This is a genomic window from Pseudoalteromonas sp. NS-SX12 (genome assembly GCF_057367955.1).
This window is the reverse complement of sequence record NZ_CM170634.1, coordinates 2,547,278-2,572,935: the sequence shown is the minus strand read 5'-3', so window position 1 is coordinate 2,572,935 and position 25,658 is coordinate 2,547,278. Positions and strand designations below refer to the sequence as shown.

Annotated in this window: 22 protein-coding genes; 8 read left to right on the top strand and 14 right to left on the bottom strand. The window is 41.3% G+C overall.

What is annotated here, in order from left to right; translation table 11 throughout:
• Nucleotides 1-6 precede the first annotated feature (6 nt).
• The 6 genes from AC2IOM_RS11925 to AC2IOM_RS11900 form a co-directional block, all read right to left on the bottom strand.
• Complete coding sequence (locus AC2IOM_RS11925; RefSeq protein ID WP_486358489.1) at nucleotides 7-1,086, bottom strand: CsiV family protein; 1,080 nt, start codon at nucleotides 1,084-1,086, stop codon at nucleotides 7-9.
• Entirely contained in the window at nucleotides 1,086-4,553 is a 3,468-nt protein-coding gene (gene mfd, locus AC2IOM_RS11920) for a transcription-repair coupling factor (protein WP_486358488.1), read from the bottom strand. The genes AC2IOM_RS11925 and mfd overlap by 1 nt, the downstream gene beginning before the upstream one ends.
• A gap of 15 nt (nucleotides 4,554-4,568) precedes the next feature.
• Entirely contained in the window at nucleotides 4,569-5,456 is an 888-nt protein-coding gene (locus AC2IOM_RS11915; protein ID WP_010560203.1) for a carbon-nitrogen hydrolase, read from the bottom strand.
• A 2-nt stretch (nucleotides 5,457-5,458) separates the two neighbouring features.
• The gene (locus AC2IOM_RS11910; RefSeq protein WP_486358487.1) at nucleotides 5,459-6,496 is read right to left on the bottom strand and encodes an agmatine deiminase family protein; all 1,038 of its coding nucleotides are present in this window, start codon (nucleotides 6,494-6,496) and stop codon (nucleotides 5,459-5,461) included.
• A 60-nt stretch (nucleotides 6,497-6,556) separates the two neighbouring features.
• Complete coding sequence (locus tag AC2IOM_RS11905; RefSeq protein ID WP_327077695.1) at nucleotides 6,557-7,144, bottom strand: PilZ domain-containing protein; 588 nt, start codon at nucleotides 7,142-7,144, stop codon at nucleotides 6,557-6,559.
• 73 nt (nucleotides 7,145-7,217) lie between these two features.
• Entirely contained in the window at nucleotides 7,218-8,879 is a 1,662-nt protein-coding gene (locus AC2IOM_RS11900; protein WP_010560200.1) for a SulP family inorganic anion transporter, read from the bottom strand.
• Nucleotides 8,880-9,072: 193 nt separating this feature from the next.
• On the opposite strand from AC2IOM_RS11900, the gene AC2IOM_RS11895 reads away from it, so the two are divergent.
• The 6 genes from AC2IOM_RS11895 to AC2IOM_RS11870 all read left to right on the top strand — a co-directional run bounded on the left by AC2IOM_RS11895 (nucleotide 9,073) and on the right by AC2IOM_RS11870 (nucleotide 14,415).
• Complete coding sequence (locus AC2IOM_RS11895) at nucleotides 9,073-10,269, top strand: lipoprotein-releasing ABC transporter permease subunit (RefSeq protein WP_486358486.1); 1,197 nt, start codon at nucleotides 9,073-9,075, stop codon at nucleotides 10,267-10,269.
• Nucleotides 10,262-10,945, top strand: coding sequence for a lipoprotein-releasing ABC transporter ATP-binding protein LolD (gene lolD, locus AC2IOM_RS11890; protein WP_100913294.1), 684 nt, complete (start codon nucleotides 10,262-10,264; stop codon nucleotides 10,943-10,945). Before AC2IOM_RS11895 ends, lolD begins: the two co-directional genes overlap by 8 nt.
• The gene (locus AC2IOM_RS11885) at nucleotides 10,942-12,168 is read left to right on the top strand and encodes an FtsX-like permease family protein (protein WP_486358485.1); all 1,227 of its coding nucleotides are present in this window, start codon (nucleotides 10,942-10,944) and stop codon (nucleotides 12,166-12,168) included. The genes lolD and AC2IOM_RS11885 overlap by 4 nt, the downstream gene beginning before the upstream one ends.
• Nucleotides 12,169-13,374, top strand: coding sequence for a sodium/glutamate symporter (gene gltS, locus AC2IOM_RS11880; RefSeq protein ID WP_486358484.1), 1,206 nt, complete (start codon nucleotides 12,169-12,171; stop codon nucleotides 13,372-13,374).
• A gap of 1 nt (nucleotide 13,375) precedes the next feature.
• Complete coding sequence (locus AC2IOM_RS11875; RefSeq protein ID WP_486358483.1) at nucleotides 13,376-13,906, top strand: DUF924 family protein; 531 nt, start codon at nucleotides 13,376-13,378, stop codon at nucleotides 13,904-13,906.
• A gap of 68 nt (nucleotides 13,907-13,974) precedes the next feature.
• A complete protein-coding gene (locus AC2IOM_RS11870) occupies nucleotides 13,975-14,415 on the top strand; it encodes a DUF4826 family protein (RefSeq protein ID WP_010560194.1) in 441 nt (146 codons plus the stop codon).
• On the opposite strand, the gene AC2IOM_RS11865 is transcribed toward AC2IOM_RS11870, so the two are convergent.
• The 8 genes from AC2IOM_RS11865 to cspD form a co-directional block, all read right to left on the bottom strand.
• Nucleotides 14,399-14,860: a GNAT family N-acetyltransferase gene (locus AC2IOM_RS11865; protein ID WP_084616533.1), complete on the bottom strand. Its 462-nt coding sequence runs from the start codon at nucleotides 14,858-14,860 to the stop codon at nucleotides 14,399-14,401. The two genes, AC2IOM_RS11870 and AC2IOM_RS11865, sit on opposite strands and share 17 nt — an antisense overlap.
• Nucleotides 14,861-14,868: 8 nt before the next feature.
• On the bottom strand, nucleotides 14,869-16,038 hold the full coding sequence (locus tag AC2IOM_RS11860) for a JmjC domain-containing protein (RefSeq protein WP_486358482.1): 1,170 nt from the start codon (nucleotides 16,036-16,038) through the stop codon (nucleotides 14,869-14,871).
• An 81-nt stretch (nucleotides 16,039-16,119) separates the two neighbouring features.
• Entirely contained in the window at nucleotides 16,120-17,490 is a 1,371-nt protein-coding gene (gene purB / locus AC2IOM_RS11855) for an adenylosuccinate lyase (RefSeq protein WP_100913300.1), read from the bottom strand.
• A gap of 28 nt (nucleotides 17,491-17,518) precedes the next feature.
• Nucleotides 17,519-18,118, bottom strand: a complete 600-nt coding sequence (hflD, locus tag AC2IOM_RS11850) for a high frequency lysogenization protein HflD (protein ID WP_100913301.1) — start codon at nucleotides 18,116-18,118, stop codon at nucleotides 17,519-17,521.
• Nucleotides 18,118-19,218, bottom strand: coding sequence for a tRNA 2-thiouridine(34) synthase MnmA (mnmA, locus tag AC2IOM_RS11845; RefSeq protein WP_010560189.1), 1,101 nt, complete (start codon nucleotides 19,216-19,218; stop codon nucleotides 18,118-18,120). The genes hflD and mnmA overlap by 1 nt, the downstream gene beginning before the upstream one ends.
• 87 nt (nucleotides 19,219-19,305) lie before the next feature.
• Nucleotides 19,306-19,974, bottom strand: a complete 669-nt coding sequence (locus AC2IOM_RS11840; RefSeq protein WP_486358481.1) for an rRNA large subunit pseudouridine synthase E — start codon at nucleotides 19,972-19,974, stop codon at nucleotides 19,306-19,308.
• 89 nt (nucleotides 19,975-20,063) lie between these two features.
• Nucleotides 20,064-22,292, bottom strand: a complete 2,229-nt coding sequence (locus tag AC2IOM_RS11835) for an NADP-dependent isocitrate dehydrogenase (protein ID WP_486358480.1) — start codon at nucleotides 22,290-22,292, stop codon at nucleotides 20,064-20,066.
• Nucleotides 22,293-22,566: 274 nt separating this feature from the next.
• Nucleotides 22,567-22,782, bottom strand: coding sequence for a cold shock domain-containing protein CspD (gene cspD, locus AC2IOM_RS11830; RefSeq protein WP_010560186.1), 216 nt, complete (start codon nucleotides 22,780-22,782; stop codon nucleotides 22,567-22,569).
• A 257-nt stretch (nucleotides 22,783-23,039) separates the two neighbouring features.
• On the opposite strand from cspD, the gene clpS reads away from it, so the two are divergent.
• Together clpS and clpA are read left to right on the top strand one after the other, a co-directional pair.
• The gene (gene clpS / locus AC2IOM_RS11825) at nucleotides 23,040-23,357 is read left to right on the top strand and encodes an ATP-dependent Clp protease adapter ClpS (RefSeq protein ID WP_010560185.1); all 318 of its coding nucleotides are present in this window, start codon (nucleotides 23,040-23,042) and stop codon (nucleotides 23,355-23,357) included.
• A 23-nt stretch (nucleotides 23,358-23,380) separates the two neighbouring features.
• Nucleotides 23,381-25,651, top strand: a complete 2,271-nt coding sequence (gene clpA / locus AC2IOM_RS11820) for an ATP-dependent Clp protease ATP-binding subunit ClpA (protein ID WP_054979922.1) — start codon at nucleotides 23,381-23,383, stop codon at nucleotides 25,649-25,651.
• Nucleotides 25,652-25,658: the final 7 nt, after the last annotated feature.

The window sequence follows — 25,658 nt, the reverse complement described above, 5'->3', positions numbered from 1 at the left end:
AAGTCCTTAATGGTTATAACGACGAATTTGCATAATAATGCCGAGCTTTGGATGGTCGAAATAATGTATTTCGGAGCTTATCACACGACGGAATTGTGAAAATCGTTCGGTTTTTAATACAGTTTCAGTGAGTTGTTGCAAAGCCAAGCCATTGTCACCATCAGTAAAGTTGATGTTGTCAACGGTCTGTTCCACTAACTCGTTGAGATCAAAATCGGCTTCAATATTGAGATAATTGCGACGAATAAATACTTTAAATTTGCCTTGTAGCTGCCATGTTTGTTCAGTTAAAAGCGGACTAGGCGTGTTTTCGAACGGTTCAACGTTGTTAACAATATCGTTTGGAAACGCATCTATGTCTGAACTTTGCGGCACGCCATTTAAATCAATTGCATCGCTTTGTTCAAATTGCGTATATTCATTAAGCATTTGCTCAAGTGATTGCTCATTTTCTGACTTATTAATAACTGCCGATAAATTCTTACCACCATACAAGTACATAGGTGTCGCGTTACGAATATTACTTTCAGGTTGGCGCCAACCGGTGTGCAATAACGGCGTTAAGCCACGTCGTTTTAAGCGGCTTACGGTTTCGTTAAGCTCTAGCTGCTCTTTTGATAACAAGTAAATGTAATCGGTGTGTTCGAACGTCAGTGCATCTGGGGTAAGCGGTAACGCCTCTAATTCGGCTACATTGCTAAAACGTTGGCACTCAAGCTGCGCAAGGTTATCAAGTTCATCGCCGTTATTAATTTGTGGTGATGTCTCTAATGTTTCAATAACTTCATTGCTACTAATGGCAGGCTGGTCAAGGCCGTCAATCTGCTCGCCATTTTCATTATCGACTTCGATGCCCATGCATTCTTTATATTTCACATTTTGCAGTTCTTGATAGGCTTCAGCGATAATGTCTTTACTGTTAGTGTAGTTAATCGCTGGGAAGTCTTCGGCTGAAAGATCTTCTTTTAATTCGCTATCGGTGGGTCTTTCAAAAAAGATCAATTCAATATCAAACCAACGTAAATTGGCGCTGGCCATAAAACTTGCGCTAAGCAGGCTTAACGGCAAAACATATTTTATTATCATTATTTTACAACCTTTTGGGCAAAGTCTCTTAGCATTGCAGTAACGAGCTTTAAGCGCTCTTGGTTATTCTTTTCTTCAATCATAAAACGCAATTTACTGGCGCCTTCCATCTTATAAAATTGCGGATTGGATTGAAGTAATCCAATAATAAAGCTTGGATCGACTTTAGTATCTTGGCCAAATTCAAAATAACCGCCTTTGATATTGGCATCAATCTTAGTTATACCAAGGCTTGAGGCCGTAATTTTGAGTTGTTGAATTGCAAATAGGTTTTGCAATGCTTCTGGTAGTAAACCAAATCGGTCAATTAATTCAACTGACAATTCATCCATTGCATCTTTATCAGTACAACTTGCAATACGTTTATACATGCTTAATCGCGTGTTTACATCATGAATGTAGTCGTTTGGAATAAGCGCAGGAATTTTTAAATCAACGTCACTTTGTTTGCGTAGCAAGTTTTCAAGGCTTGGCTCTTTGCCTTGTTTTAACGCTTCAACAGCTTGGTCGAGCATTTCCATATACAAGCTAAAGCCAATGCTTTCAATTTGACCGCTTTGCTCATCACCTAATAGTTCACCCGCACCACGAATTTCTAAATCGTGCGTTGCTAAGGTAAAACCAGCGCCAAGATCTTCCAGTGATGAAATTGCTTCTAAACGTTTCTTCGCATCTTTACTAATCAGTTTTTCATTTGGAGTCAGCAAATAGGCGTAGGCTTGGTGATGACTACGACCAACGCGGCCACGTAATTGGTGCAATTGTGCAAGGCCAAAACGGTCGGCTCTATCAATCAAAATGGTATTTGCGGTTGGAATATCAATACCAGTTTCAATAATCGTGGTACACACCAACACGTTAAACTTTTGGTGGTAAAAATCCGACATTAATGATTCGAGTTCTTTTTCGCGCATTTGCCCGTGGGCGTACTGAACATTAGCTTCAGGTACTAACGCAGCAATGTCGCTTGCAAAGCTGTCGATGGTTTCAACATTATTATGTAAGAAGTAAACCTGGCCACCACGTTTAATTTCACGAATGATTGCTTCTTTAATCAGTTCATCGTCGCTTTGACGAACGAAGGTTTTGACTGCTAAACGTTTAGCCGGTGGTGTGGCAATAATTGATAAATCGCGCATGCCACTCATTGCCATATTTAGCGTACGCGGAATTGGCGTTGCGGTGAGCGTTAAAATATCAACATCAGCACGTAACGACTTAATTTTTTCTTTTTGGCGTACGCCAAAACGGTGTTCTTCATCGACAATCAGTAAGCCAAGATCATCAAACTTAATGTCTTGCTGCAGTAACTTATGTGTTCCAACAACGATATCAATTTTACCTTCAGCTAAGCCTTCAAGCGTTTGTTTTTGCTCTTTTGCCGTTTTAAATCGTGACAATAAGGCGACTTCAACGGCAGAGTTGGCGAAACGGTCTTTAAAGTTTTCAAAATGCTGTTGAGCGAGCAGGGTAGTTGGCACTAAAACCGCGACTTGCTTAGAGTCGTTTACTGCGACAAACGCGGCGCGCATCGCAACTTCAGTTTTACCAAAACCAACATCACCACACACAAGTCTGTCCATCGCTTGTGCTTTTTGCATATCATTCAGTACGGCTCCAATGGCATTTTGTTGGTCATCGGTTTCTTCAAACGGAAAGCTATCGGCAAATTGGCGATAAGCGCTGCTGTCATGGTTAAATGCGTAACCTGGCTTAACTTCGCGCTGGGCATAAATATCAAGTAATTCAGCGGCAACATCGCGGACTTTTTCGGCGGCACGACGTTTGGCTTTTTCCCACGCTTCGGAGCCCAGTTTATTGAGTGGAGCAGTTTCTAAGTCGCCACCTGAATAACGCGATAATAAATGCAGTGATGCCACAGGCACATAAAGCTTCGCGTCGTTTAAATAATGAATGGTAACAAACTCGGTACTGACACCCCCAGCGTCAATGGTTTCTAGCCCTTGGTAACGGCCGACACCGTGATCTAAATGTACTATGGGTTGACCAATTTGCAGTTCAGCAAGGTTACGAATAATTGAATCTTGACTGACTTCGTATTTATGTTTGCGACGGCGTCTTTGAGATATTTTTACACCAAGCAGCTCTTGCTCAGTGATAATGCATAAGTTTTGCGTAGTAAGGTGAATACTTTGCTCAAGCGGTGAAACAATTAAGCCAACATCACTGTTTGCTGCAGTAAATTGATCAATAGACTCGAACTCTGAAAGCTTTAACCCAGTTGGTTTCAGCAAAGTTAATAATGATTCACGGCGGCCGTCACTTTCTACTGAAAATAAAATACGCGTGTTATCACTTTTTAACGCGCTAATGTAGTTTAAGACGTGTTCAAACGGCTGCTTAAGTTGATGGTTTACACGGATATCAGGTATAGCATCAAGGGCGATATTGCTATTGCCTGCTTTCGTACCAAGCATTGCTTGAGAGAGCGCAACGCGCGGCGAACCATTTAGCGCAGAAAATAAGTTTTCTACATTAAGATAAAGCTTTGACGGTTCGAGCAGTGGGCGTAATGGATCAACTTTACGATTTTCGAAGCGTTTTTCAATATCTTGCCAAGTTTCACGGCAGCTGTGTTCAATATCGCCCAAGGTAAAAATAACGTTGTCACTTGGTAAATAATCAAACAGGGTTGCGGTGTTATCAAAAAACAATGGTAAATAATATTCAATACCTGCGGGCAAACTACCTTGACTGACTTGTGAATAGACAGAGCCTTTTTCATGTGCCATGCCAAAGGTTTCACGATAGTTAATACGAAAACGCTCGATGTCGTCTTCGTCGGTACCAAATTCGTGCGCGGGCAATAAGTCAATTTCTTGAATGTTGTCCCGTGAGCGTTGAGTTTCCGGATCAAATTGGCGAATTGAGTCAATTTCATCATCAAATAAATCAATACGTAGCGGCGTATTACTACCCATCGGGAATAGATCGATGATGGAACCACGAATCGCAAATTCACCATGGGCCATTACTTGTTGTACGTTGATATAGCCAACCGACTCGAGTGCGGTGCGCAACGTCATGCTATCGAGCGTGTCACCAACTTTATATTTGATTGCCTTACCGTAAATAAATTCACACGGGGCGGTGCGCAACATAAGCCCCGCAATAGGCACAATCAACACTCCGTTATGCTGATTTCTAAGCTGACTTAATAGGCTTAAGCGCTGGGAAATTATATCTTGGTGCGGCGAAAAATGGTCGTAAGGCAAGGTTTCCCAGTCTGGAAATAAGTTAACTGGGATATTAGGCAACAGGTAATTTAGCTCAGCTTCAAGCTTAAGCGCCTGCTGTGTGTTTTGAGTGACAATTAATTTAAATCCAGCGTGGCTTTTTACCGCATCTGAAATTGCTAAACTTAAGGCTGAACCTGCTAAATTGCCCCACGCAATTTTGTCGTTTTGGGTTTTGATCCAGGGTAAGTTAAGCCACTGACTTTGCATTAATGTCACTCCTTACTAATCTCGGTATAATTTCGTTAGATCTTGGTAATGGTCGATACGACGGTCACGTAAATACGGCCAAATACGACGTACGGATTCACTGCGTGCACGATCGATATCGGCATACAGGATTTCATCGTCATTATTTGACGCGTGCGCCAAAATTTCGCCCTGTGGACCAGTAATAAAACTATTGCCCCAGAACTGAATGCCCTTACTTTGCTCGCTTGGGTCGGCTTCATGGCCTTGGCGGTTACAGGCAATCACAGGCAGTCCATTTGATACCGCGTGAGCACGCTGGGCAATAACCCAAGCATCAAGTTGACGTTGTTGTTCAGCACTGTCGTCGTCTAAATCCCAGCCAATGGCAGTTGGGTAAATTAAAAACTCTGCACCTGCCATTGCCATTAAACGCGCAGCTTCAGGGAACCATTGATCCCAGCATACTAACACGCCCAGTTTACCAATTGAGGTCTCGATTGGTTGAAAACCTAAATCGCCCGGTGTGAAGTAAAACTTTTCATAAAAGCCAGGGTCATCAGGAATATGCATTTTACGGTAAGTGCCCGCGATTTCACCGTCAGTATCAAGTACAACGGCGGTATTGTGATACAAGCCCGTTGCACGTTTTTCAAATAATGAGGTAACAATAACGACATTTAACTCTTTTGCAAGCGCACCGTAAAGCGCGGTACTTGGGCCTGGAATCGATTCTGCTAAGTCAAAGTTATCGGTACTTTCTACTTGGCAAAAGTAAAGACTGCGATGCAGTTCTTGCAATACAATTAACTTGGCACCATTTTTTGCGGCCTCTTTTATGCCAAGTACTGTTTTGTCTTGGTTATGCTGTAAATCACCGCTATTTGAATGTTGAATTGCCGCAACTTTAATCGTTTGAGACATAATTAGCTCCGTAAAAAACCGTTAGGTAATTGCATGGTAATACAGTGTAAGCTGCCAAATTGGTGAATTAATGGCAGACAGTCAATACCAACAACTTGATGTTGAGGGTAGGCTTCTGCGATTACATCAAGTGCAGCTTGATCATTAGCATCTTGGTAAGTAGGTACCAATACCTTGTTATTGATAATTAAATAATTGGCATAGGTTGCTGGAAGGCGCTCGCCATCGTTATCGTATTTCGCGTGTGGCCAAGGTAAGGCGTGCAAAGTATAAGGCTCGCCACTTTTTGTAGTGAATGTCTGTAACTGCTTAGCCATTGCGTCTAACGCTTGGAAGTGCTCATCGTTTTGATCAGGGCATGAAACGTAAACTAAGGCATCGTTAGGTGCAAAACGCACTAACGTGTCGATATGGCTGTCGGTATCGTCTCCTGCAAGGTAACCGTGATCAAGCCAAAGAAAGTGATTAACGCCTAATAATTCCGTTAGCTTTGCTTCTAGCTGTGCTTTGTTTAAATTGTTTTCACGATTGTCGTTTAATAAGCATTCGCTGGTTGTTAACAGTGTGCCGTTACCATCGCTTTCAATACCACCACCTTCGAGTGCCAGCGGCACTTTTTGTGATGATGCGCCATTGGCTAATACTGTGTTAAATAGCTGCTGATTAATCGCATTATCAAGTTCTGATTGAAACTTATTACCCCAGCCATTAAAGGTAAAATCAAGGGCATGAAGAGTGTCACCACGATATGTGCTAATTGGCCCATGGTCACGCGCCCACGTATCATTAGTTGGGCATACAACAAAATGGACCTTGTCTAATGGTAGATCGTTGCTATGAAAAAGCGCACTAATATGTTGTTTTAACGCATCATTATGCGCAACAATCACAAGTGCTTGCTGCGACAGAATTTCTTTTGCGATAGCAAGGTAGGTGAGCTCAACTTGAGGCAAAATATCGGCCCAATCAGTATCTTTATGCGGCCAAGTTAAAAGCACGGCATCTTGCAATGCCCATTCAGCTGGAAAAACAGTGTTCATAGTAGTTAACAAGGGTAATTTTGGCCAATATTAGCAAATGGCGACACTATTTATTAGTGTTTAATTGATGTTTTTCTTTGATTGCTTCTTTTTTAACACTTTGGCTTGTGTATGCAGGCTTGCTCTAACCATAAGTTCTTGATCTTGTTCTCGAATGTGGCTGAATATAAATCGTGTCTTATATCCATCTTGGTGCGGTTCACTATCCACAACTTGGGTAAAGCAAAACACTGCTGCCGCTTCATCCGCTAAAAACAGTTTGCTCCGAAAAAAACTGTTGGGGGTATAGCAAGTGTTTGTTTGCAGTACAAAGCCGCTGCCACCAAAACTTACCGTTTCTAGCTGAGCTTCGTCTTCATTTTCCGTCGCTAATATATGCGACAAAATAAGGTCAATTTTACGTGACTGTAATTTAAGGTACTGCGCTAAATCATCTGCTACATCACCTAGCTGTCTGAGTGGGCGAAGGGCGGTTTGCTCTAGCACGTTTACTTCATTGGCTAGTTTAAATAGCGGTGGGATTATTTTGTCTATGTCACTGTCATCGCTAGGCAATTTATCTTCGTTAACCTGTTCTAAGTTAACGCTAATTGCGTGTTCGATTTGAAAGTATTGATTAAATTGTTCGATGAGGTCGGACATATGCATTGTAAATCATTAAATAATAAATAATCTTAGCCCGAACAGGGGAGTTCAGGCAAAGAATTTATTTAACTTTCAGTTAGCTGCCGGTGAACGGCACGTTCTCGATAACTTCTAACGACTGATTAAGTGCCTCAAGTCGTGTATTTACAAAACGTTCTTTACCGATTAATTCATCAATGCCAAGCCTTTCAAGTTGATGTTTAGCATCATTATTTGGGCAATATAAAAAGACTTCACAGCGTGCTTCTATAGCATCTTTAATGGCATTTTCTAAGGCGAGACCAACGGTCATATCGATCATCGGCACATCACTTAAATCTAGGATCATCGCTTTGTACTTATGTACAGAAGAATGCTGACGAGAAATCGCTTTAGATACACTGAAAATCATTGGACCCGACAAGTAAAAGAACAAAATATTGCCTTTTGCTTTATCTAAAATTGCCCGCTCTTGTTTATTTAACGGTACATCGTCGTCATCAGCATCACTAATAGCTTTGACTTGTTTTGCCTGCTCACGACTTAATCGTTCAATCACGATGATATTTGAGATAAATACACCCAAGCCAACCGCAATAAGTAAGTCAACAAAAACAGTTAGTAGCATTACCGCATACATAATCGCGGTTTGCTGCATGCTGGCTTTGTGCGCGCGCTGTAAAAAACTCCAATCGAGAATCGAGATACCAACATACAGCGCGATACCTGCAAGCACCGCCATTGGAATTGGCTCAATTAAACTGCCAGCAACTAATACCACAAGCATCAAAATAACGGCGCGGATAATTGCCGCGGCAGGAGAGCGAGAACCCACTTGAATACTCACGACTGTGCCCATGGTTGCACCTGCACCCGGCAGTGCGCCAAATAAACCTGAGATCATGTTAGCGATACCTTGACCTTTCAGTTCTTTATTTGAATCGTGTTCTTGACGCGTTAATGAGTCAGAGATTACGGCAGTTAAAAGGGTATCGATACAACCAAGTGTGCCAAGTACCATGGCTTCAATGATCATGGTAACGAATTGGTCGGCGGTAAACGTCGGGAATACTAAATTAGGTAACCCGGTTGGAATTTCACCGATACGGCGAATCGATTCATCGCTAAATAAAATAACGGAAACAAGCGTAATTGCGATAAGTGCAACGAGTTGAGCGGGGATATATTTACGGTATTTCTTTGGGAAGTAAAATAAGATACCGAGCGTTGCAAGACCTAAAAATAATTCTGAAAAGTGAAGATTGAAAATTAAACTGGGGAGTTCAGTCAGCGTGCCGACTACGCCACCAGATGGCGTTTGATGGCCTAAAAGTGGTGCTAATTGTAAGATAATTAAAATAACACCAATGCCTGACATAAAACCGGAGATAACACTGTAAGGCATTAAGGTAACGTATTTACCGAGTTTTAATGAACCAAGTAAAAATTGAAATGCGCCGGCCATCATCACCACGGTAAAGGCCATTGCCATGCCTTGCTCTGGGTGTTTGGCCATCATTGCGGTCAGTACTGCAGTCATTATCACGGTCATCGGACCGGTTGGCTCAGAAATGAGCGAGTTTGAACCACCAAACAGTGCAGCGAATAAGCCCACTAAAATAGCGCCCCAGATACCGGCTTCGGCACCCGCGCCTGACGCCACACCAAAGGCTAGGGCAAGTGGTAGTGAGATAATTGCAGTAGTGACACCACCAAATAAGTCACCACGGAGTTGAAAGTGCTTAAATCGCTCGAACAAAAGGCATACCCCTATATTGCAGACGCGGTATTCTACCTAGACTGTTTAAATAGTTACAGTAGCTTAACTGGAATTATGGCAAAAATTTCACTGATCAGATCTGTTATTTTGAGATTGCCTAGAAAATAATACACTTCTTATTAATAAGTGTTAAACTTCCAAAAAATTACACTTATTAAACAATCAGTAATCTATGTTTCAGCCAGTTAGTTTGTTTATTGGCATGCGCTATGCGAAATTAGCCAAAGGCAACGGCTTTATCTCTTTTATTTCATTTTTCTCTATCGCGGGTATTACGCTCGGTATCATTGCGCTAATTTGTGTGACCAGCGTAATGAACGGGTTTGAGAACCGACTTAAGCAATCGATGCTGCAAATTACGCCGCATTTATCTGTTGTACTACCCGACAAGCAAAACCACCCCTTGTATCAAACCTTGGCAACACATCCAGATGTTACCTCAATATCACGTTTTAAAAGCAGTGAAGGGTTGGTTGTGTCAAATACTAAATTATTAGCGGCAAAAATTTATGGCATAGATGATAGCCAAGACACGCCTTTGACAGTCATGCTTAATAGTGAAACCGTTAAACAATTGGCGAACACTAAATATTCGGTAGCGATTACGCGGCGCTTAGCAACAGAGCTTAATGTTTCTGTCGGCGATAAAATTCGCTTAATGCTACCGAGTGTCACTACCTTTACCCCAGTTGGACGTATGCCATCGCAACGTTTATTTACCGTTTCAGTACTGCTTGATAACAGCGCGTTTCACAGTCAGGTAATTTTAACGAGTACACCAAACTTATTAAGACTTAATCGTATAAAACCATCGAGTTTTAACGAATTTGCACTGTATTTAACCGATCCATTTAAATTAGATGACCTAATTAATGACATGCCAGAGCTGAAAACGCTGAAGGTAGCAGATTGGAAAGATACCCAAGGTTCGCTCTTTTCTGCAGTGGCAATGGAAAAGCGCATTATGAGCTTATTACTTGGACTGATTATTTTAGTTGCGGTTTTTAATATTCTCTCGGCATTGACCATGATGGTATCTGAAAAACAGTCTGAAATTGCGATTTTACAAACCTTAGGTTTAACACCCAACGGTGTGTTACAGGTATTTATGGTACAAGGTTTATACAATGGCTTAGTTGGCAGTGTGCTTGGGGTACTACTTGGTTTAGCTGTTGCGCTAAACATTAATGAAATATTAGCACTGATTGGCATTCAAATTATTGCAGGTATGCAGTTACCGGTCGATGTATCTTGGTTGCAAGTAGGTGTGATCTTTACGTTAAGTATTGCGATGAGCTATTTAGCCACCTTTTATCCCGCTAGACGCGCTGCGAAATTAGCACCAGCACAGGTTTTACGATATGAATAATCACCTAGTAGTAAAATGTGAACACCTCGCTAAGTCTTATCAAGATGGCGATGTTAAAGTTGATATTTTAGATGATTTAAATTTAACCCTTGAAGCGGGCACAACACTTGCCATTGTTGGCAGCTCAGGTTCGGGTAAAAGTACGCTATTACATTTGCTCGGCACATTAGATAAGCCTAATACTGGTAAAATCGAAATAAAAGGTGTCGATACAACGACGCTTAATCGCAAGCAGCAAGCCGATTTTCGTAATAAGCACATTGGTTTTATATATCAATTTCACCATTTACTGATGGAGTTTAGCGCGCTTGAAAATGTGATGCTGCCGCTATTGATTGGGGGAATGGCAAAATCAGACGCCAAAATTCAAGCAAGTGAAATGCTCGAAAACGTGGGATTAAGTCATCGAATTACGCATAAACCGGATCAACTCTCGGGTGGTGAACGTCAGCGTGTTGCCATTGCCCGTGCGCTTATCACCAAACCTGCATTAGTGCTTGCTGATGAACCGACAGGTAACCTTGATAAAGATAATGGCGAGAACATATACGAACTGATTAACCAGCTAAAAACCACTCACAATACTGCGTTTATTGTGGTGACCCATGATTTAGAGTTAGCGGCAAAGCTTGATAAAACCATGTTTATTAAACAGGGAAAGTTGGTTAGCCAATGAGTTTAAGTGTTTATTTAGTTAAAGGTTTTCGACGCGGTAAAGGCGATACCACGGTTAGTGGCTTTTTTAGTAAGTCATCTACAATTGGTATTTCACTTGGTGTGGCGGTGCTTATTTTGGCGCTATCGGTGATTAACGGCTTTGAAGTTGCACTAAAAGATCGCTTATTAAGCGTTATTCCACATATTGAGTATTATGCGCCAGCAAAACCGCTGGATAATTTCGCTTCTCATCAAGAAAAACTACTCAGTCATCCAGAAGCGGTCGCAGTTGCCCCTTATATTAAGCTAAATGCGATGGTGTCGCACAAAGGTAAAATGCATGGCGTGCTATTAAAAGGCGTTGATCCAGAGTTAGACGCGACCGTGTCAGACAGTGCTAAGTACATTTCCCCTAAAAGCAGCGTTAATCTTGAAAAGGGTGAGGTTATTCTCGGTAAGGCTCTGGCAAATAAGTTACAGCTGGAAACTGGTGATACGGTGTCTGTGTTACTGCCAGAGCCTGGAACTCAATCGCTCGCGAGTATTAAGCGAATTAATTTAAGCTTAGTTGGCACCATTAATTTAGGTGGTCAACTTGATATGAATTTTGGCCAAATTGCATTAAGCCAAGCGCAACAGCTAAAAAACGTGAGCAATACCCAGTTTGATGGGCTGCAAGTTAAGATACGTGATGTATTTAATGTGAGAAACAGCGCCCTTGCGATAGGTCAAAAATTAGATGAATTGGTGTATATCGAAACCTGGTACCGTAGTCAGGGCAATTTGTATCAAGATATACAAATGGTGCGCTTAATTGTTTACATCACGGTGTTTTTAATTGTCGCTGTTGCTAGCTTTAATATTGTCTCTACCTTGATTATGGAAGTGAAAGAAAAGAGCGCGAGTATTGCGATTTTAAAAACCATGGGTGCAACCGATGGCACAATTGTGCGCTGCTTTTTACTACAAGGTATTCATCAGGCGGCAATAGGGTTAGGTATTGGTTTGATTTTAGGCATTATTTTATCGCTGACAGTAAGTGATATTTATTTACTAATAAGTGAATTGCTAGGCAAAAATGTGTTGTCTGGTGTTTACTTTATAGACTATCTACCAAGTCAGCTTAACGTAAACGATTTACTGATCACCGCGGCGATTACGTTTACAATGGCGATAATTGCGTGCATTTATCCAGCAGTTAAAGCCAGCAAAACGGACCCTGCAAAAATACTAGGACATTAGATGCTGATAGATGAACGGCTTACCTTAATGGCGGCAATACTGGTTTACTTTTTAGGTAAATGGTTAAACCGTCGTTATAAGCCGTTACAAAGCTTTAATATTCCAGAAGCCGTTACCGGCGGCATTGTTGCCTCAAGTTTAGCGGCTTTGTCGTTTTATGTTTTCAATACTGAAATCACTTTCTCACTTCAACAGCGCGATGTGCTACTCATCATTTTCTTTACCACGATTGGCTTAAATGCACAGTTAGATAGCCTAATAAAAGGCGGTAAAAGCTTAATGATTCTATTACTACTGGCAGTCGGTTTTTTAATCTTACAAAACCTTGTTGGGATTGGTGTATTTACCTCGTTTGGCATGCCACCGGTGAGCGGATTGCTAGGTGGCTCGATTTCATTAAGCGGTGGGCATGGCACGGCAATCGCCTGGTCGCCATTTTTTAGTGAGCAGTATCAGATTGAAGGGGCGTTGGAACTCGCTTTGGCGTGCGCGACATTTGGCTTAATTTTTGGTGGTGTGCTTGGTGGTCCTATCGCGAAGTTCATAATAGAGAAGCACCAGTTAAAACAAACGGTTTATTCTGCTAAGCCACTGAAAGTTGGGGTTTCCCATGACAATGCGAAATTTGCAAGTGTTAACATAGATCAGTTTCTGATCAGTATCTTTGTTATTTTACTGGCAATTGGATTAGGTAATCGTATTGAAGCCGCATTAGTTTATTTTGATTTTGAATTACCATTTTTTGTATGTTGTCTGTTTGCCGGCATCATTATTAGTAACACGGTACCACGCTTAATATCAGTTAAGCTTTGGCCTACTAATAGTGCGTCGTTGTCGTTTATTTCCGATGTCTGCTTAGGGGTATTTTTAGCAATGTCGTTAATGAGTATTAAGATTTGGACGTTGACGAGTTTAGCAATGCCATTTGTTGTGTTACTTGTTTTTCAGGTGTTGGCGACAATACTCTATAGCACCTATGTAGTGTTTCCTAGTCTAGGTAAGAACTACGATGCAGCGGTAATGGCTTCTGGCTATGCTGGGTTGACCTTAGGCGCGACACCAACAGCAATTGCTAATATGACGGCGGTAACGCAACACTATTCGCCTTCAGCTAAAGCATTTATTGTTGTACCTTTGGTGGGCGCATTTTTTATTGATATTGTAAATGCGTTGGTGATTAATCAATTTATTAGTTGGTTGGGATAATATGAATTATCAAGATATATACGACTTTTGGTTTACGGAATTAACACCTAATGATTGGTTTTCTGTTAATGACGCGCTAGATAAAACAATCAACAATAAATTTACGGTTATTCTTGATGCAGCGATTGCAGGCGAATTACATCATTGGCGACACACTGCGATGGGTTCGCTGTGTGAGATAATAGTGCTCGATCAGTTTTCAAGGAATATTTTTAGAGGCCAAGCTCAGGCGTTTCGCCAAGATCCGTTGGCGCTAGCTTTGGCGCAAACAGCAATTGATAAGGGCTTTGATAAGCAACTTAATGAAACTGAAGTCGGGTTTATGTACTTACCATTTATGCACAGCGAAAGCGCGAAAATTCATGAATTGGCGATGATGCTGTATAAAGATCATCCTAGTTATGAATTTGAAGCGGCGCATAAGTCAATAATCGACCAGTTTGGGCGTTATCCACACCGCAACGCCATATTAGGGCGCAAATCTACTGAGCAAGAGTTAACATTTTTGACACAACCAAATTCATCTTTTTAACGTTACATCTTGCTTTGCAAAGGGTGACACAGTACAGTGATGAAATTGAAATTTTCTAAAGATGTATTATGGAAAACCAAGAACAAAAACCACAACCAACTCAAGCAGAAATTCAAGCTGCTCAAAATCAATGGATCCGCTCTACACTTGATCGCGCTAATAAACATTTAGCAGAAAAAGGCGTTATTCCAAAGACGATTCTAGATAAAGAAAGCCGTTATATTGCGCCTATGTGTGCAATTTGGAAAATCAAAAGTCAACAAGGCAAAACTTATTGGGTTGTGTCTGGCAATTTACCGACAGATCACGTTGAAGTGACTGCGGCAACCAATGCCCGTGACGCACTTCGCCATTTTTCGTTTCAATGGCAATTAAAAGCAGACCAGCTTGCTAAAAACAGTGCAGGTGACAAAGCTCAAATCGATTTTGCTAACTTGCTTGTGAACCGTGCTGAAGGTCTGTATGACTTATACAGCAATGAAAAACTTTGGACTAATGAACCAAAGTAAAGGGTTTAGGGTCAAAACGCGATAACGGACACGATAATCGTTGTCGCGCTATTCCAGCCTCCATAAACACATTGCCTTGTTCGGCATAACCGCAGCGCTTAAATTTTTCTTTCTCAACAATATTACAATTGAAACTTAGTTCTTCGGCACCTAATTCTTTCGCACACAACGCAATTTGCTCAAACATTAGATTATAAAACTCATGAGTTCGGTAAGCTTGCAGCACAGCAACGCGGCCAATTTCACCTTGTTGCGTTATTCTTGCGGTTGCTATGCTGTTACCTTGATGATCAAACCCAAGCAGATGCTGACAACTTAAATCGCACTTATCAAATTCAACGTCTTTTGGGATATGGTATTCATAAACAAATACTTTTTCCCTCACTTGTTTGAGTTCGTTACGCTTTTCTCGCCATGTGACCTGTTTAAATGTGAAGCTCATCATTTCCTCTACTAATCGAAATACCAATAGCCCTCATTTAAAAGATTAGTAAAGTTTTGCATAAAGTGTGAACAAGTTGTGGAACTTTTAATCTGATCGGATGTCACTGTTACGTTTTGGCAAAGTGTTTCCACCCATGAAAGGCACGAAAGTGGTAGGGTAAGTACATCACCGTTTACTGCAAACAACACATTGCTTTCTGTTGATAAATAAAAGCAGCGAAGACCACCTAGGCGATGAATTTCAATATCTTGGTTTAGTAATTCAAGTACATAACTGGGTTCGTATTCATCTTCAAGCGGCGCTAAATCGAGATCGTGTTTTGCTTCGCTCAGACTTTGTAACAACCATAAATTAAAATCTTGATTGTTATTAAGTGCATCTAGCATTTGTCGTTTAACATCTGCGACTTCATTTGCTAAAAACTCGCCGGTGTTATTACGTAATTGAAGCGCTGGATCGCTGTAACGTGTATTACCCGAATCGTTATCAATGAGGTAATCTGAAAATGACGACAATAATTCGCGCTGATTTGGCGCTCTAAAGCCAACTGAATAGTTCATGGCGTTTTCGACTGCGTAACCTTCGTGAGGGCAGCCAGGTGGAATATATAAAATATCGCCTGGTTCAAGTACTTCATCAATACAGGCATCAAACCCGTCAATTTGCAGCAGATCTTTACACGGAATCACTTCATTGAAGCTTTGCTTAGATTCGCCAACGCGCCAATGTCGTTTACCTTGGCCTTGAATAATAAATACATCGTATTGATCTAAGTGAGGCCCAACGCCACCATCGGGCGTTGAGAAGCTGATCATCAAATCATCAATACGCCAGTTTGGAATAAAGCGAAACGGTTCGATTAACTCGGCAGCCTCAGGATGCCAGTGGTCAACGGCTTGCACAAGAAGTGTGCTGTTTTTTGGTGTTAATAATTCGAAATCTTCAAACGGGCCGTGGTGTGCTTGCCATTCATTGTTGTGATTAGAAATAAGACGCGACTCAATGCATTCCTCCATCGCAAGGCCTGCAAGTTCATCTGGACTAATTGGATCAACAAAGTCAGCAAACCCCGACTTGATTAACGCCGGTTTTTTTTGCCAATACTCATTAATAAATTCTTGTTGAGAGCGGGTTTTAACACCATCTGGTGTTTTGATATTGAAACTGAGTTGATACATAGGCGTCTCTAAAAATTGATAATAAAAAAGCGAAAGATATTAGAAATACCTTTCGCTTTTTATTCAAGCTAAAACTGCTGGTTATTTGATGTCGTCGATAAATTCAACTGCACGGCCAATATAATTAGCCGGTGTAAGTTGTTTTAATTCTTCTTTTACCGCTTCTGGTAAATCAAGATTATCGATGAAATCAGCCATGATCTCTTTGTTAACGCGCTTACCACGTGTTAATTCTTTAAGTTTTTCATATGGCTTTTCAATGCCATATTTACGCATTACAGTTTGAATTGGCTCAGCAAGTAGTTCCCAGTTTTGGTCAAGTTCAGCAAGTAGCTTCTCTTGGTTAACTTCTAATTTGCTAATACCTTTAAGCGTTGCTTGGTAAGCGATTAACGCATAACCCATACCTACACCTAAGTTACGTAACACGGTTGAATCCGTAAGGTCACGCTGCCAGCGAGATACTGGTAGTTTTTGCGCTAGGTGTGCAAAAATTGCGTTCGCAATACCTAAGTTACCTTCAGAGTTTTCAAAATCAATTGGGTTAACTTTGTGTGGCATGGTTGATGAACCAATTTCACCTGCAATTGTTTTTTGCTTGAAGTGATTAAGCGCAATGTAGCCCCAAACGTCACGGTCAAAATCAATTAAGATAGTATTGAAACGTGCAATTGCATCGTAAAGTTCCGCGATGTAATCGTGTGGCTCGATTTGTGTTGTAAACGCATTCCACTCAAGACCAAGACTTGTTACAAACTTTTCAGCGTGTGCATGCCAGTCGTAGTTAGGGTAAGCGCTAATGTGTGCGTTGTAGTTACCAACTGCACCGTTGATTTTACCAAGTAATTCTACATTAGCGATTTGGTCGCGTTGACGCTTTAAGCGCATGTACACGTTTGCCATTTCTTTACCCATAGTTGAAGGTGAAGCTGGCTGACCGTGTGTACGACACATCATCGGAATTGTTTGGTATTCTTTTGCAAGTGCGTGAACAGCATCAAGTAGCTTATCGCAGTATGGTAAAAGAACGTTTTCACGTGCTTCTTTTAACATTAAACCGTGTGATAGGTTATTGATGTCTTCTGAGGTACATGCAAAGTGAATAAATTCGTTAATTGCATTAAGCTCGGCGTTGTCAGCTACTTTTTCTTTTAGTAGGTATTCAACCGCTTTCACGTCGTGGTTTGTGGTGCGCTCAATGTCTTTAACACGCATTGCATCTTCTTCATTAAAGTTTGCAACGATGTTATCTAAGATTTGATTTGCTTCAGCGCTTAGTGATGGTACTTCGTCGATACCCTCGGCAGCAGCAAGTGCTTGTAACCAGCGAACTTCTACAGTAACGCGGTATTTAATTAGGCCATACTCACTAAAGATTTCTCTAAGCTCAGTTGTTTTGCTGCCGTAACGACCATCAACAGGTGAAATAGCAGTTAACGCTGAAAGCTCCATAATCACTCCTAAATATTTGTACTAGAGATTAACAATACTGTTTTGCAATTTTGACAATTTTACCTTTGCCAAAGAAAAAGTGGCGGCGTTTACCACCAACTTGGCGCCATAATACTGCGGCGCGTATACCAGCTAACAACAGGGCGCGAATACGATGTTGCACCGATTTTTGTTGTAGCAATGCTGGTTTACCAAATACTTGAATACGTTGTCCAAGCGGACTAATTACATCGGCATAAATGTCCGCAAGGCTTGCAATAATGGCGTCATCTGAAATTGATAAATGTGCCAATCGTGCGTCGATTGAATTAATGCGTGAGCCAAGTTCATTTAATGCTTTGGGGTTTGCGTTTAAAGCACGTTCTAACTGAATTAAACCGCCAACGTACTTTACAAGCTCAATGCTTTTATTTTGGCCTGATTCGAGTTGTTCAACAACTAATTGATAACCTTGGCGTAAATCCATATCACGAAATACATCTGACGGTGCATCTGGATTGGTTACTAAAATACCCGAAAGTAGTTGCTGCATTTCATAATCGGTTATTGAACCGGTTTGCGCAACTTTTTGCACTGCTTTGGTAATTTGGCACATGGCGGCAAGCGCCATAACCTGATTTTTATCCATTAGCGGATCACCGAATCAATAATACCGCCACCTAAACATGTTTCATCTAGGTAAAATACCGCAGATTGACCTGGGGTAACGGCTTTTTGCGGCTCATCAAATAATACGCGTGCAACACCGTCTTCACCAACAAGTAAAGTGCATGGAATATCAGTTTGGCGATAACGGGTTTTCACTGTGCAACGTAGCGTTGATTGCGGACCTACGCGGTCAACCCAGTGCAGCTGATTTGCCATTAGGCCGTTTGAATATAGGCGAGGGTGATCTTTACCTTGACCAACAACAAGTACGTTACGCGCGATATCTTTATCTACAACATACCAAGGCTCACCCGAACCTTCCTTCATACCACCAATGAGTAGGCCTTTGCGTTGACCTAAGGTGTGATACATTAAGCCTTCATGCTCGCCAACATCGTTGCCTTCGCAATCTTCAATTTTGCCAGGTTGAGCTGGTAAGAATTTTTGTAAGAAGTCTTTAAATTTGCGCTCACCAATAAAGCAAATACCTGTGCTATCTTTCTTATCGTGGGTAATCAGGCCTTGTTCTTCCGCGATACGGCGTACTTCTGGCTTTTCAATTTCGCCTACTGGGAATAAGGTTTGCGCAACATGCTCATGACCAAGGGTGTATAGGAAATAGCTTTGGTCTTTATTGTCATCAAGGCCACGTACTAGCGTTGCTTTACCGTCTTTTTCAGCGCGACGAACATAATGACCGGTTGCAATATAGTCTGCACCGAGCGCTTCTGCAGCAAATTCAAGAAACGCTTTAAACTTGATTTCTTTGTTACACATAATATCAGGGTTAGGTGTACGGCCTGCTTTGTATTCAGCAAGGAAATACTCAAACACGTTATCCCAATATTCTGCGGCAAAGTTTACCGTGTGTAACTCAATACCCAGTTTTTCGCATACAGCTTGCGCATCTTTTAAATCTTCCGCAGCTGCACAGTATTCATCAGTATCATCTTCTTCCCAGTTTTTCATAAACAAGCCTTCTACCTGATAGCCTTGTTGCTTAAGTAAATAAGCTGAAACGGAAGAGTCTACACCGCCAGACATGCCAACGATGACTTTGATGTTACTGTTATCACTCATGGTATTGAATTACTCCGAAAATTTGAGGCGCGAATTATATCATAGCTGTTTTAATAAAACATGTTCTAAAATGCGCGAGTAAGGTGCTTATTTATTCTCTGTTATAAGTCTATATTCGCCATTTTCAATACCGTCCAAGGTGTATTTGCCAATGGCGTAACGAATTAAGCGTAACGTCGGAAAGCCAACATGTGCTGTCATACGTCTTACTTGGCGATTTTTACCCTCGGTGATGGTGATTGACAGCCAAGTTGTCGGAATTGCTTTGCGCTCACGAATAGGTGGGTTACGTGGCCAAACTTTGGGCTCATTGATCCGCTTAACGTCTGCCGGTAGGGTTTTACCATCTTTCAGCACAACGCCTTGCGATAGGGCGTTTATGGCATCTTGTGTTACATCACCTTCTACTTGCACCCAGTAGGTTTTCGGTGATTTATGTTTAGGTGAAGCAATTTTATGTTGCAGCTTACCGTTGTTGGTAAGCAGTAATAATCCCTCACTGTCTCTATCGAGACGACCTGCGGCATACACATCTTTAATGTCGATAAAATCAGCGAGTGTTTTGCGATTACCTTCATCGGTAAATTGGCTTAGCACATCAAAAGGCTTGTTAAATAGCACGATATGAGTTGGTCCTTGGTGTGGCTTTACATCACGAGTTTTGATGTGTTTTTTAGCTGCTGCGACACGTTGTTTATTTGGTCGTGTTGGCTTTTTAGTAATTTGTGCAGATTTAGGTTTAGATAATCGAGTCATGACTTTGATTAATTACAAGCAAGGTAGGTATTGTAGCAAATAAAAAAGGGCAACAACATGTTGCCCTTTTTCTTATTCAAACAGTACGATTATGCGATTTGCGCGATAATGTTGTTGAATGTTTCGCTTGGACGCATTGCTTTGTATGCAAGCTCTTCGCTAGGCTGGAAGTAGCCCTTAATGTCAACTGCAACGCCTTGTGCATCGTTAAGCTCTTTAACGATAACCGCTTCATTTGCTGTTAATTGCTCTGCAATTGGCGCAAACTTAGCTTTAAGTTCAGCGTCTTTGTCTTGTGCAGCAAGTTCTTGTGCCCAGAACATCGTTAGATAGAAGTGGCTACCACGGTTATCTAATTCGTTTACCTTACGAGAAGGTGATTTGTTCTCAAGTAAGAATTTAGCTGTTGCCGCGTCAAGCGTATCTGCTAATACTTGTGCCTTAGTGTTACCTGCGTTTACTGCAAGGTGCTCGTAAGAAGCCGCTAACGCTAAGAATTCACCAAGTGAATCCCAACGTAAGTGGTTTTCTTTTTCGAACTGCTGAACGTGCTTAGGTGCTGAACCACCTGCGCCTGTTTCAAATAAACCACCACCGTTCATTAATGGAACGATTGATAGCATTTTAGCACTTGTACCAAGCTCAAGAATTGGGAATAAATCAGTTAGGTAGTCACGTAGTACGTTACCTGTTACTGAAATAGTATCTTGACCTTCTTTGATGCGCGCTAATGAGAATTGCGTTGCTTCAAATGGTGCAAGAATGCGAATATCAAGGCCGTTAGTATCGTGGTCTTGTAGGTATTGGTTAACTTTCTTAATTAACTGCGCATCGTGAGCACGGTTTTCGTCTAACCAGAATACCGCTGGCGTGCCAGTTGCACGAGCACGATTCACTGCAAGCTTAACCCAATCTTGGATTGGTAGGTCTTTAACTTGACACATACGGAAGATATCGCCCGTGTCAACGTCGTGAGACATTACAGCAACACCTGCTTGGTTAACTACGCGAACTTGACCTTTTGCTTTAATTTCAAATGTCTTGTCGTGTGAACCGTATTCTTCCGCTTTTTGAGCCATAAGGCCAACGTTTGGTACGCTACCCATAGTTGTTGGATCAAATGCGCCATTTTCTTTACAGAAATCAATCGTTGCTTGGTAAACACTTGCATAACAACGGTCTGGAATAAGTGCTTTGGTGTCTTTTAGTTTGCCATCTGGACCCCACATTTGGCCTGATGAACGAATACATGCTGGCATTGAAGCATCAATGATGATGTCACTTGGTACATGTAAGTTTGTAATGCCACGGTCAGAATCAACCATTGCAAGTGCAGGGCGGTTTGCATAAACAGCTTGTAAATCAGCTTCAATTTCAGCGCGTGTTGCGTCATCTAACTGCGCGATTTTAGCGTAAACATCGCCAATACCGTTGTTAGCATCTACACCTAGCTTTTCAAACGTTGCAGCGTGTTTTGCAAATACGTCTTTGTAGAATACTTTTACAGCGTGACCGAAGATGATTGGATCAGATACTTTCATCATGGTTGCTTTCATATGTAATGAAAGTAATACGTCTTCGTCTTTTGCTGCGTTGATTTCACGCTCTAAGTATGTATTTAACGCTGCAACATTCATTACAGAGCTGTCGATGATTTCGCCTGCAAGTAATGGAACTGATGCTTTTAATACTTCAACATCGCCATTTTCGTTTACGAATTCAATACGCACATCATCAGCTGAATCAACCGTTACTGATTGCTCAGATGCAAAGAAGTCGCCTTCATTCATTGATGCAACGTGTGATTTAGAATCGCTTGACCATGCGCCCATTGAATGCGGGTTATTTTTCGCATAGTTTTTAACAGAACCAGGAGCGCGACGGTCAGAGTTACCTTCACGTAGTACTGGGTTTACAGCACTGCCTTTAATTTTGTCGTAAGTTGCTTTAACTTTCGCTTCTTCTTCGTTTTTCGGTTCTTCTGGGTACTCAGGAAGTGCGTAACCTTGAGCTTGTAATTCTTTGATTACTGCTTGTAGCTGAGGAATAGATGCACTGATGTTTGGTAGTTTAATGATGTTTGCGTCAGGTGTTTTTGCTAGTTCACCTAATTCAGCTAGTGCATCACCGATACGTTGTTCTTCGGTTAAGTACTCTGGGAAGTTTGCGATTACGCGACCTGCAAGAGAGATGTCACGTGTTTCAACGTTTACGTCAGATACAGCGCTGAAGGCTTTAACGATTGGTAAAAACGAGTACGTGGCAAGTGCCGGTGCTTCATCCGTTTTTGTATAAATTATCTTAGATTTACTAGTCATTATTATTCCTAACTTTTAAATGCCATTACTATGGCGTTCAATACTTACATTGAAAGGGGTGTGATTTTGCAAAATCACAAAAACTGAATGTAATTGACTTAGTCTAGCGTTATTTATAGTGCTGACAATTGGCCGATAGTATAGCAGGGCTAGTTTAAATAAAAAGAATTAGCAATCACAAAATGTTCAATTGACATGGGAGGGTAAATTTTAGGCATAAAAAAAGCGGGCGATCCGCTTCTTTATTATTATAATGTGTCGTAAGCAGTACTACTTAGACTTCGCCTTCAGTTGGCGCAATATTGGTCGCGTGTAGGCCTTTCGGACCTTGTTGCAACTCAAATGTTACATCTTGGCCGGCTTTAAGTGTTTTGTATCCATCCATTTGAATGGTTGAAAAATGCGCAAAGATATCCTCCGTGCTGCCTTCTTCTACGATAAACCCAAACCCTTTTGCGTTATTGAACCATTTGACTTTTCCGCAAGCCATACCTCAACATCCTTCTATAAGTTGACTAAAATCATGTTATTCTACATGGTAAATTACTTAACAAGCTTAAAACGAACCAGTGCTGCGGATTACACAAGCTTTTGTTCGTAAATTGCTTAGTAAATAATCACATATTGACTGTAGTTTAATTGAACAAACAGTCAAGTTTTTTTTAATTGTTTTTAACAATTTAAATAATTTTTTAATTTTTAAGACTCAAAGTTGCTTGAGTTTACAAGAGATGACTATATTAAATTATGAGTGGGACACAATTTTCAGATTTAGTAGATAGCCAAAAGGAAAAACAGCGACAAAGTATTAAGCCGCCGCGCAAGTATAAAGTCATTTTAAATAATGACGATTACACGCCAATGGACTTTGTTGTTGAGGTTTTAGCACGATTTTTTAATATGGATTCAGACAGGGCGACTGAAATTATGTTAAAGGTCCATTATGACGGCAAAGCTGTCTGTGGCGTTTACAGTGCGGAAGTCGCTGAAACCAAGGTAGCGCAAGTGAACCAATACGCGCGTGATAATGAACATCCACTGTTATGTAGTTTTGAGCCCGAATAAAGAAGTATTTAGAGGAGTTTATTATGCTTAATAAAGACTTAGAAATTACCTTAAACTCCGCATTCAGAGAAGCGCGTAGTCGCAGGCATGAATTTATGACTGTGGAGCACTTACTGTTAGCGCTATTAGACAACCCATCGGCAATTGATGCGTTGTCGAGCTGTGGCACCGATTTACAATCACTTAAAATCGCGTTGTCAGATTTTATCGATGAAACCACACCATTAATCCCCGACTTAGAAGAAGAGCGCGAAACTCAGCCAACGCTTGGTTTTCAACGCGTATTGCAACGCGCTGTTTTTCATGTGCAGTCGTCTGGTAAAAGTGAAGTGAACGGTGCTAATGTACTTGTTGCAATTTTTAGCGAACAAGAAAGCCAAGCTGTTTACTTACTTAAAAAATGCGACATTACTCGTCTCGATATTGTTAATTATATTTCACACGGTATTTCGCGTTTAGACGAGGAAGAAAGTCACCACCCAAGTGAAGAAGAGCAAGAGATTGAAAACAGTGCCGAGCAGGGCGCAGATGAGAAATCTAAACTAGAAAACTTTACCACAAACCTTAATACGCAAGCAGAGCTTGGTTTAATCGACCCGCTGATTGGTCGCGACAGTGAAATTGAACGCACTATTCAGGTGTTATGCCGTCGTAAAAAGAACAATCCATTGCTTGTGGGTGAAGCGGGCGTTGGTAAAACGGCTATCGCAGAAGGTCTTGCTTATCGTATCGTTAACGAGCAAGTGCCAGAAGTTATTTCAGATGCGACAGTATTTTCACTCGATATGGGCGCGTTGCTTGCTGGTACAAAATACCGCGGCGATTTTGAAAAACGTTTTAAGGCGTTGCTAAAACAACTTCAGCAACACAAAAACGCAATTTTGTTTATTGATGAAATCCACACAATTATTGGCGCGGGTGCAGCCTCTGGTGGTGTGATGGATGCATCAAACCTAATCAAACCGTTACTATCAAGCGGTAAGCTTCGTTGTATGGGTTCGACCACGTACAACGAATTTAAAAATATTTTTGAAAAAGACCGCGCTTTAGTACGTCGTTTCCAAAAAATCGATATTGTTGAGCCGTCAGTTGCCGACACTACTAAGATTTTAATGGGCTTAAAAGAACGTTATGAAGAGCACCATGGCATTCGCTATACGCAAACAGCACTGAAAGCTGCTGCTGAGCTATCGGCTAAGTATATCAATGAACGTCACTTACCAGATAAAGCGATAGACGTAATTGATGAAGCGGGTGCAAGTCAGCGTTTGTTACCCGCATCGCGTCGTAAGAAAACAGTAACGGTATCGGATATTGAACACATTATTGCCAAAATCGCGCGTATTCCAGAGCAAAATGTATCAAACTCAGATAAGCAAGTTCTGCAATTACTTGATCGTAATCTGAAAATGGTGGTATTCGGTCAAGATGATGCCATTGATGCACTAAGTGCAGCAATTCGATTATCGCGTTCAGGTCTATCTAGCGAAGATAAACCGATTGGCTCGTTCTTGTTTGCAGGGCCAACGGGTGTTGGTAAAACCGAGATCACCAAACAACTTGCAAAATGTTTAGGCGTTGAACTTGTACGTTTTGATATGTCTGAATACATGGAAAAACATGCGGTAAGTCGCTTAATTGGTGCACCTCCTGGTTATGTGGGTTATGAACAAGGTGGCTTATTAACCGATGCAGTGATTAAACAGCCTCATTGCGTTGTATTACTCGATGAAATCGAAAAAGCGCATCCTGATATTTACAATGTATTATTGCAAGTAATGGATCACGGCACGCTCACGGATAACAACGGCCGCAAGGCAGATTTCAGAAACGTTGTACTCGTGATGACCACTAATGCGGGTGTGCAAGAAACAATTCGTAAATCAATTGGCTTTAAGCAACAAGATCACAGCCACGATGCGATGAGTGAGATTAATAAAACGTTTACGCCTGAATTTAGAAACCGCTTAGATAACACGATTTGGTTTAATCATTTAGATGAAAAAGTGATCTTGCAAGTGGTTGATAAGTTCATTGTTGAGCTGGAATCGCAACTCGATGCTAAATCAGTGTCACTGGAAGTGACTGAGCCTGCACGTAAATGGCTTGCAAAAGAAGGCTACGATAAAGCGATGGGCGCTCGCCCAATGGCTCGCCTGATCCAAGAAAAGCTGAAAAAGCCATTAGCCAATGAAATTCTATTTGGTGAGTTGAGCGATGGTGGTAACGTAAAAGTAAGCATTAAAGATAAGCAGCTTACATTTAGTTACGAAAATGAAAGCGTTGAAGCATAAACAAAAC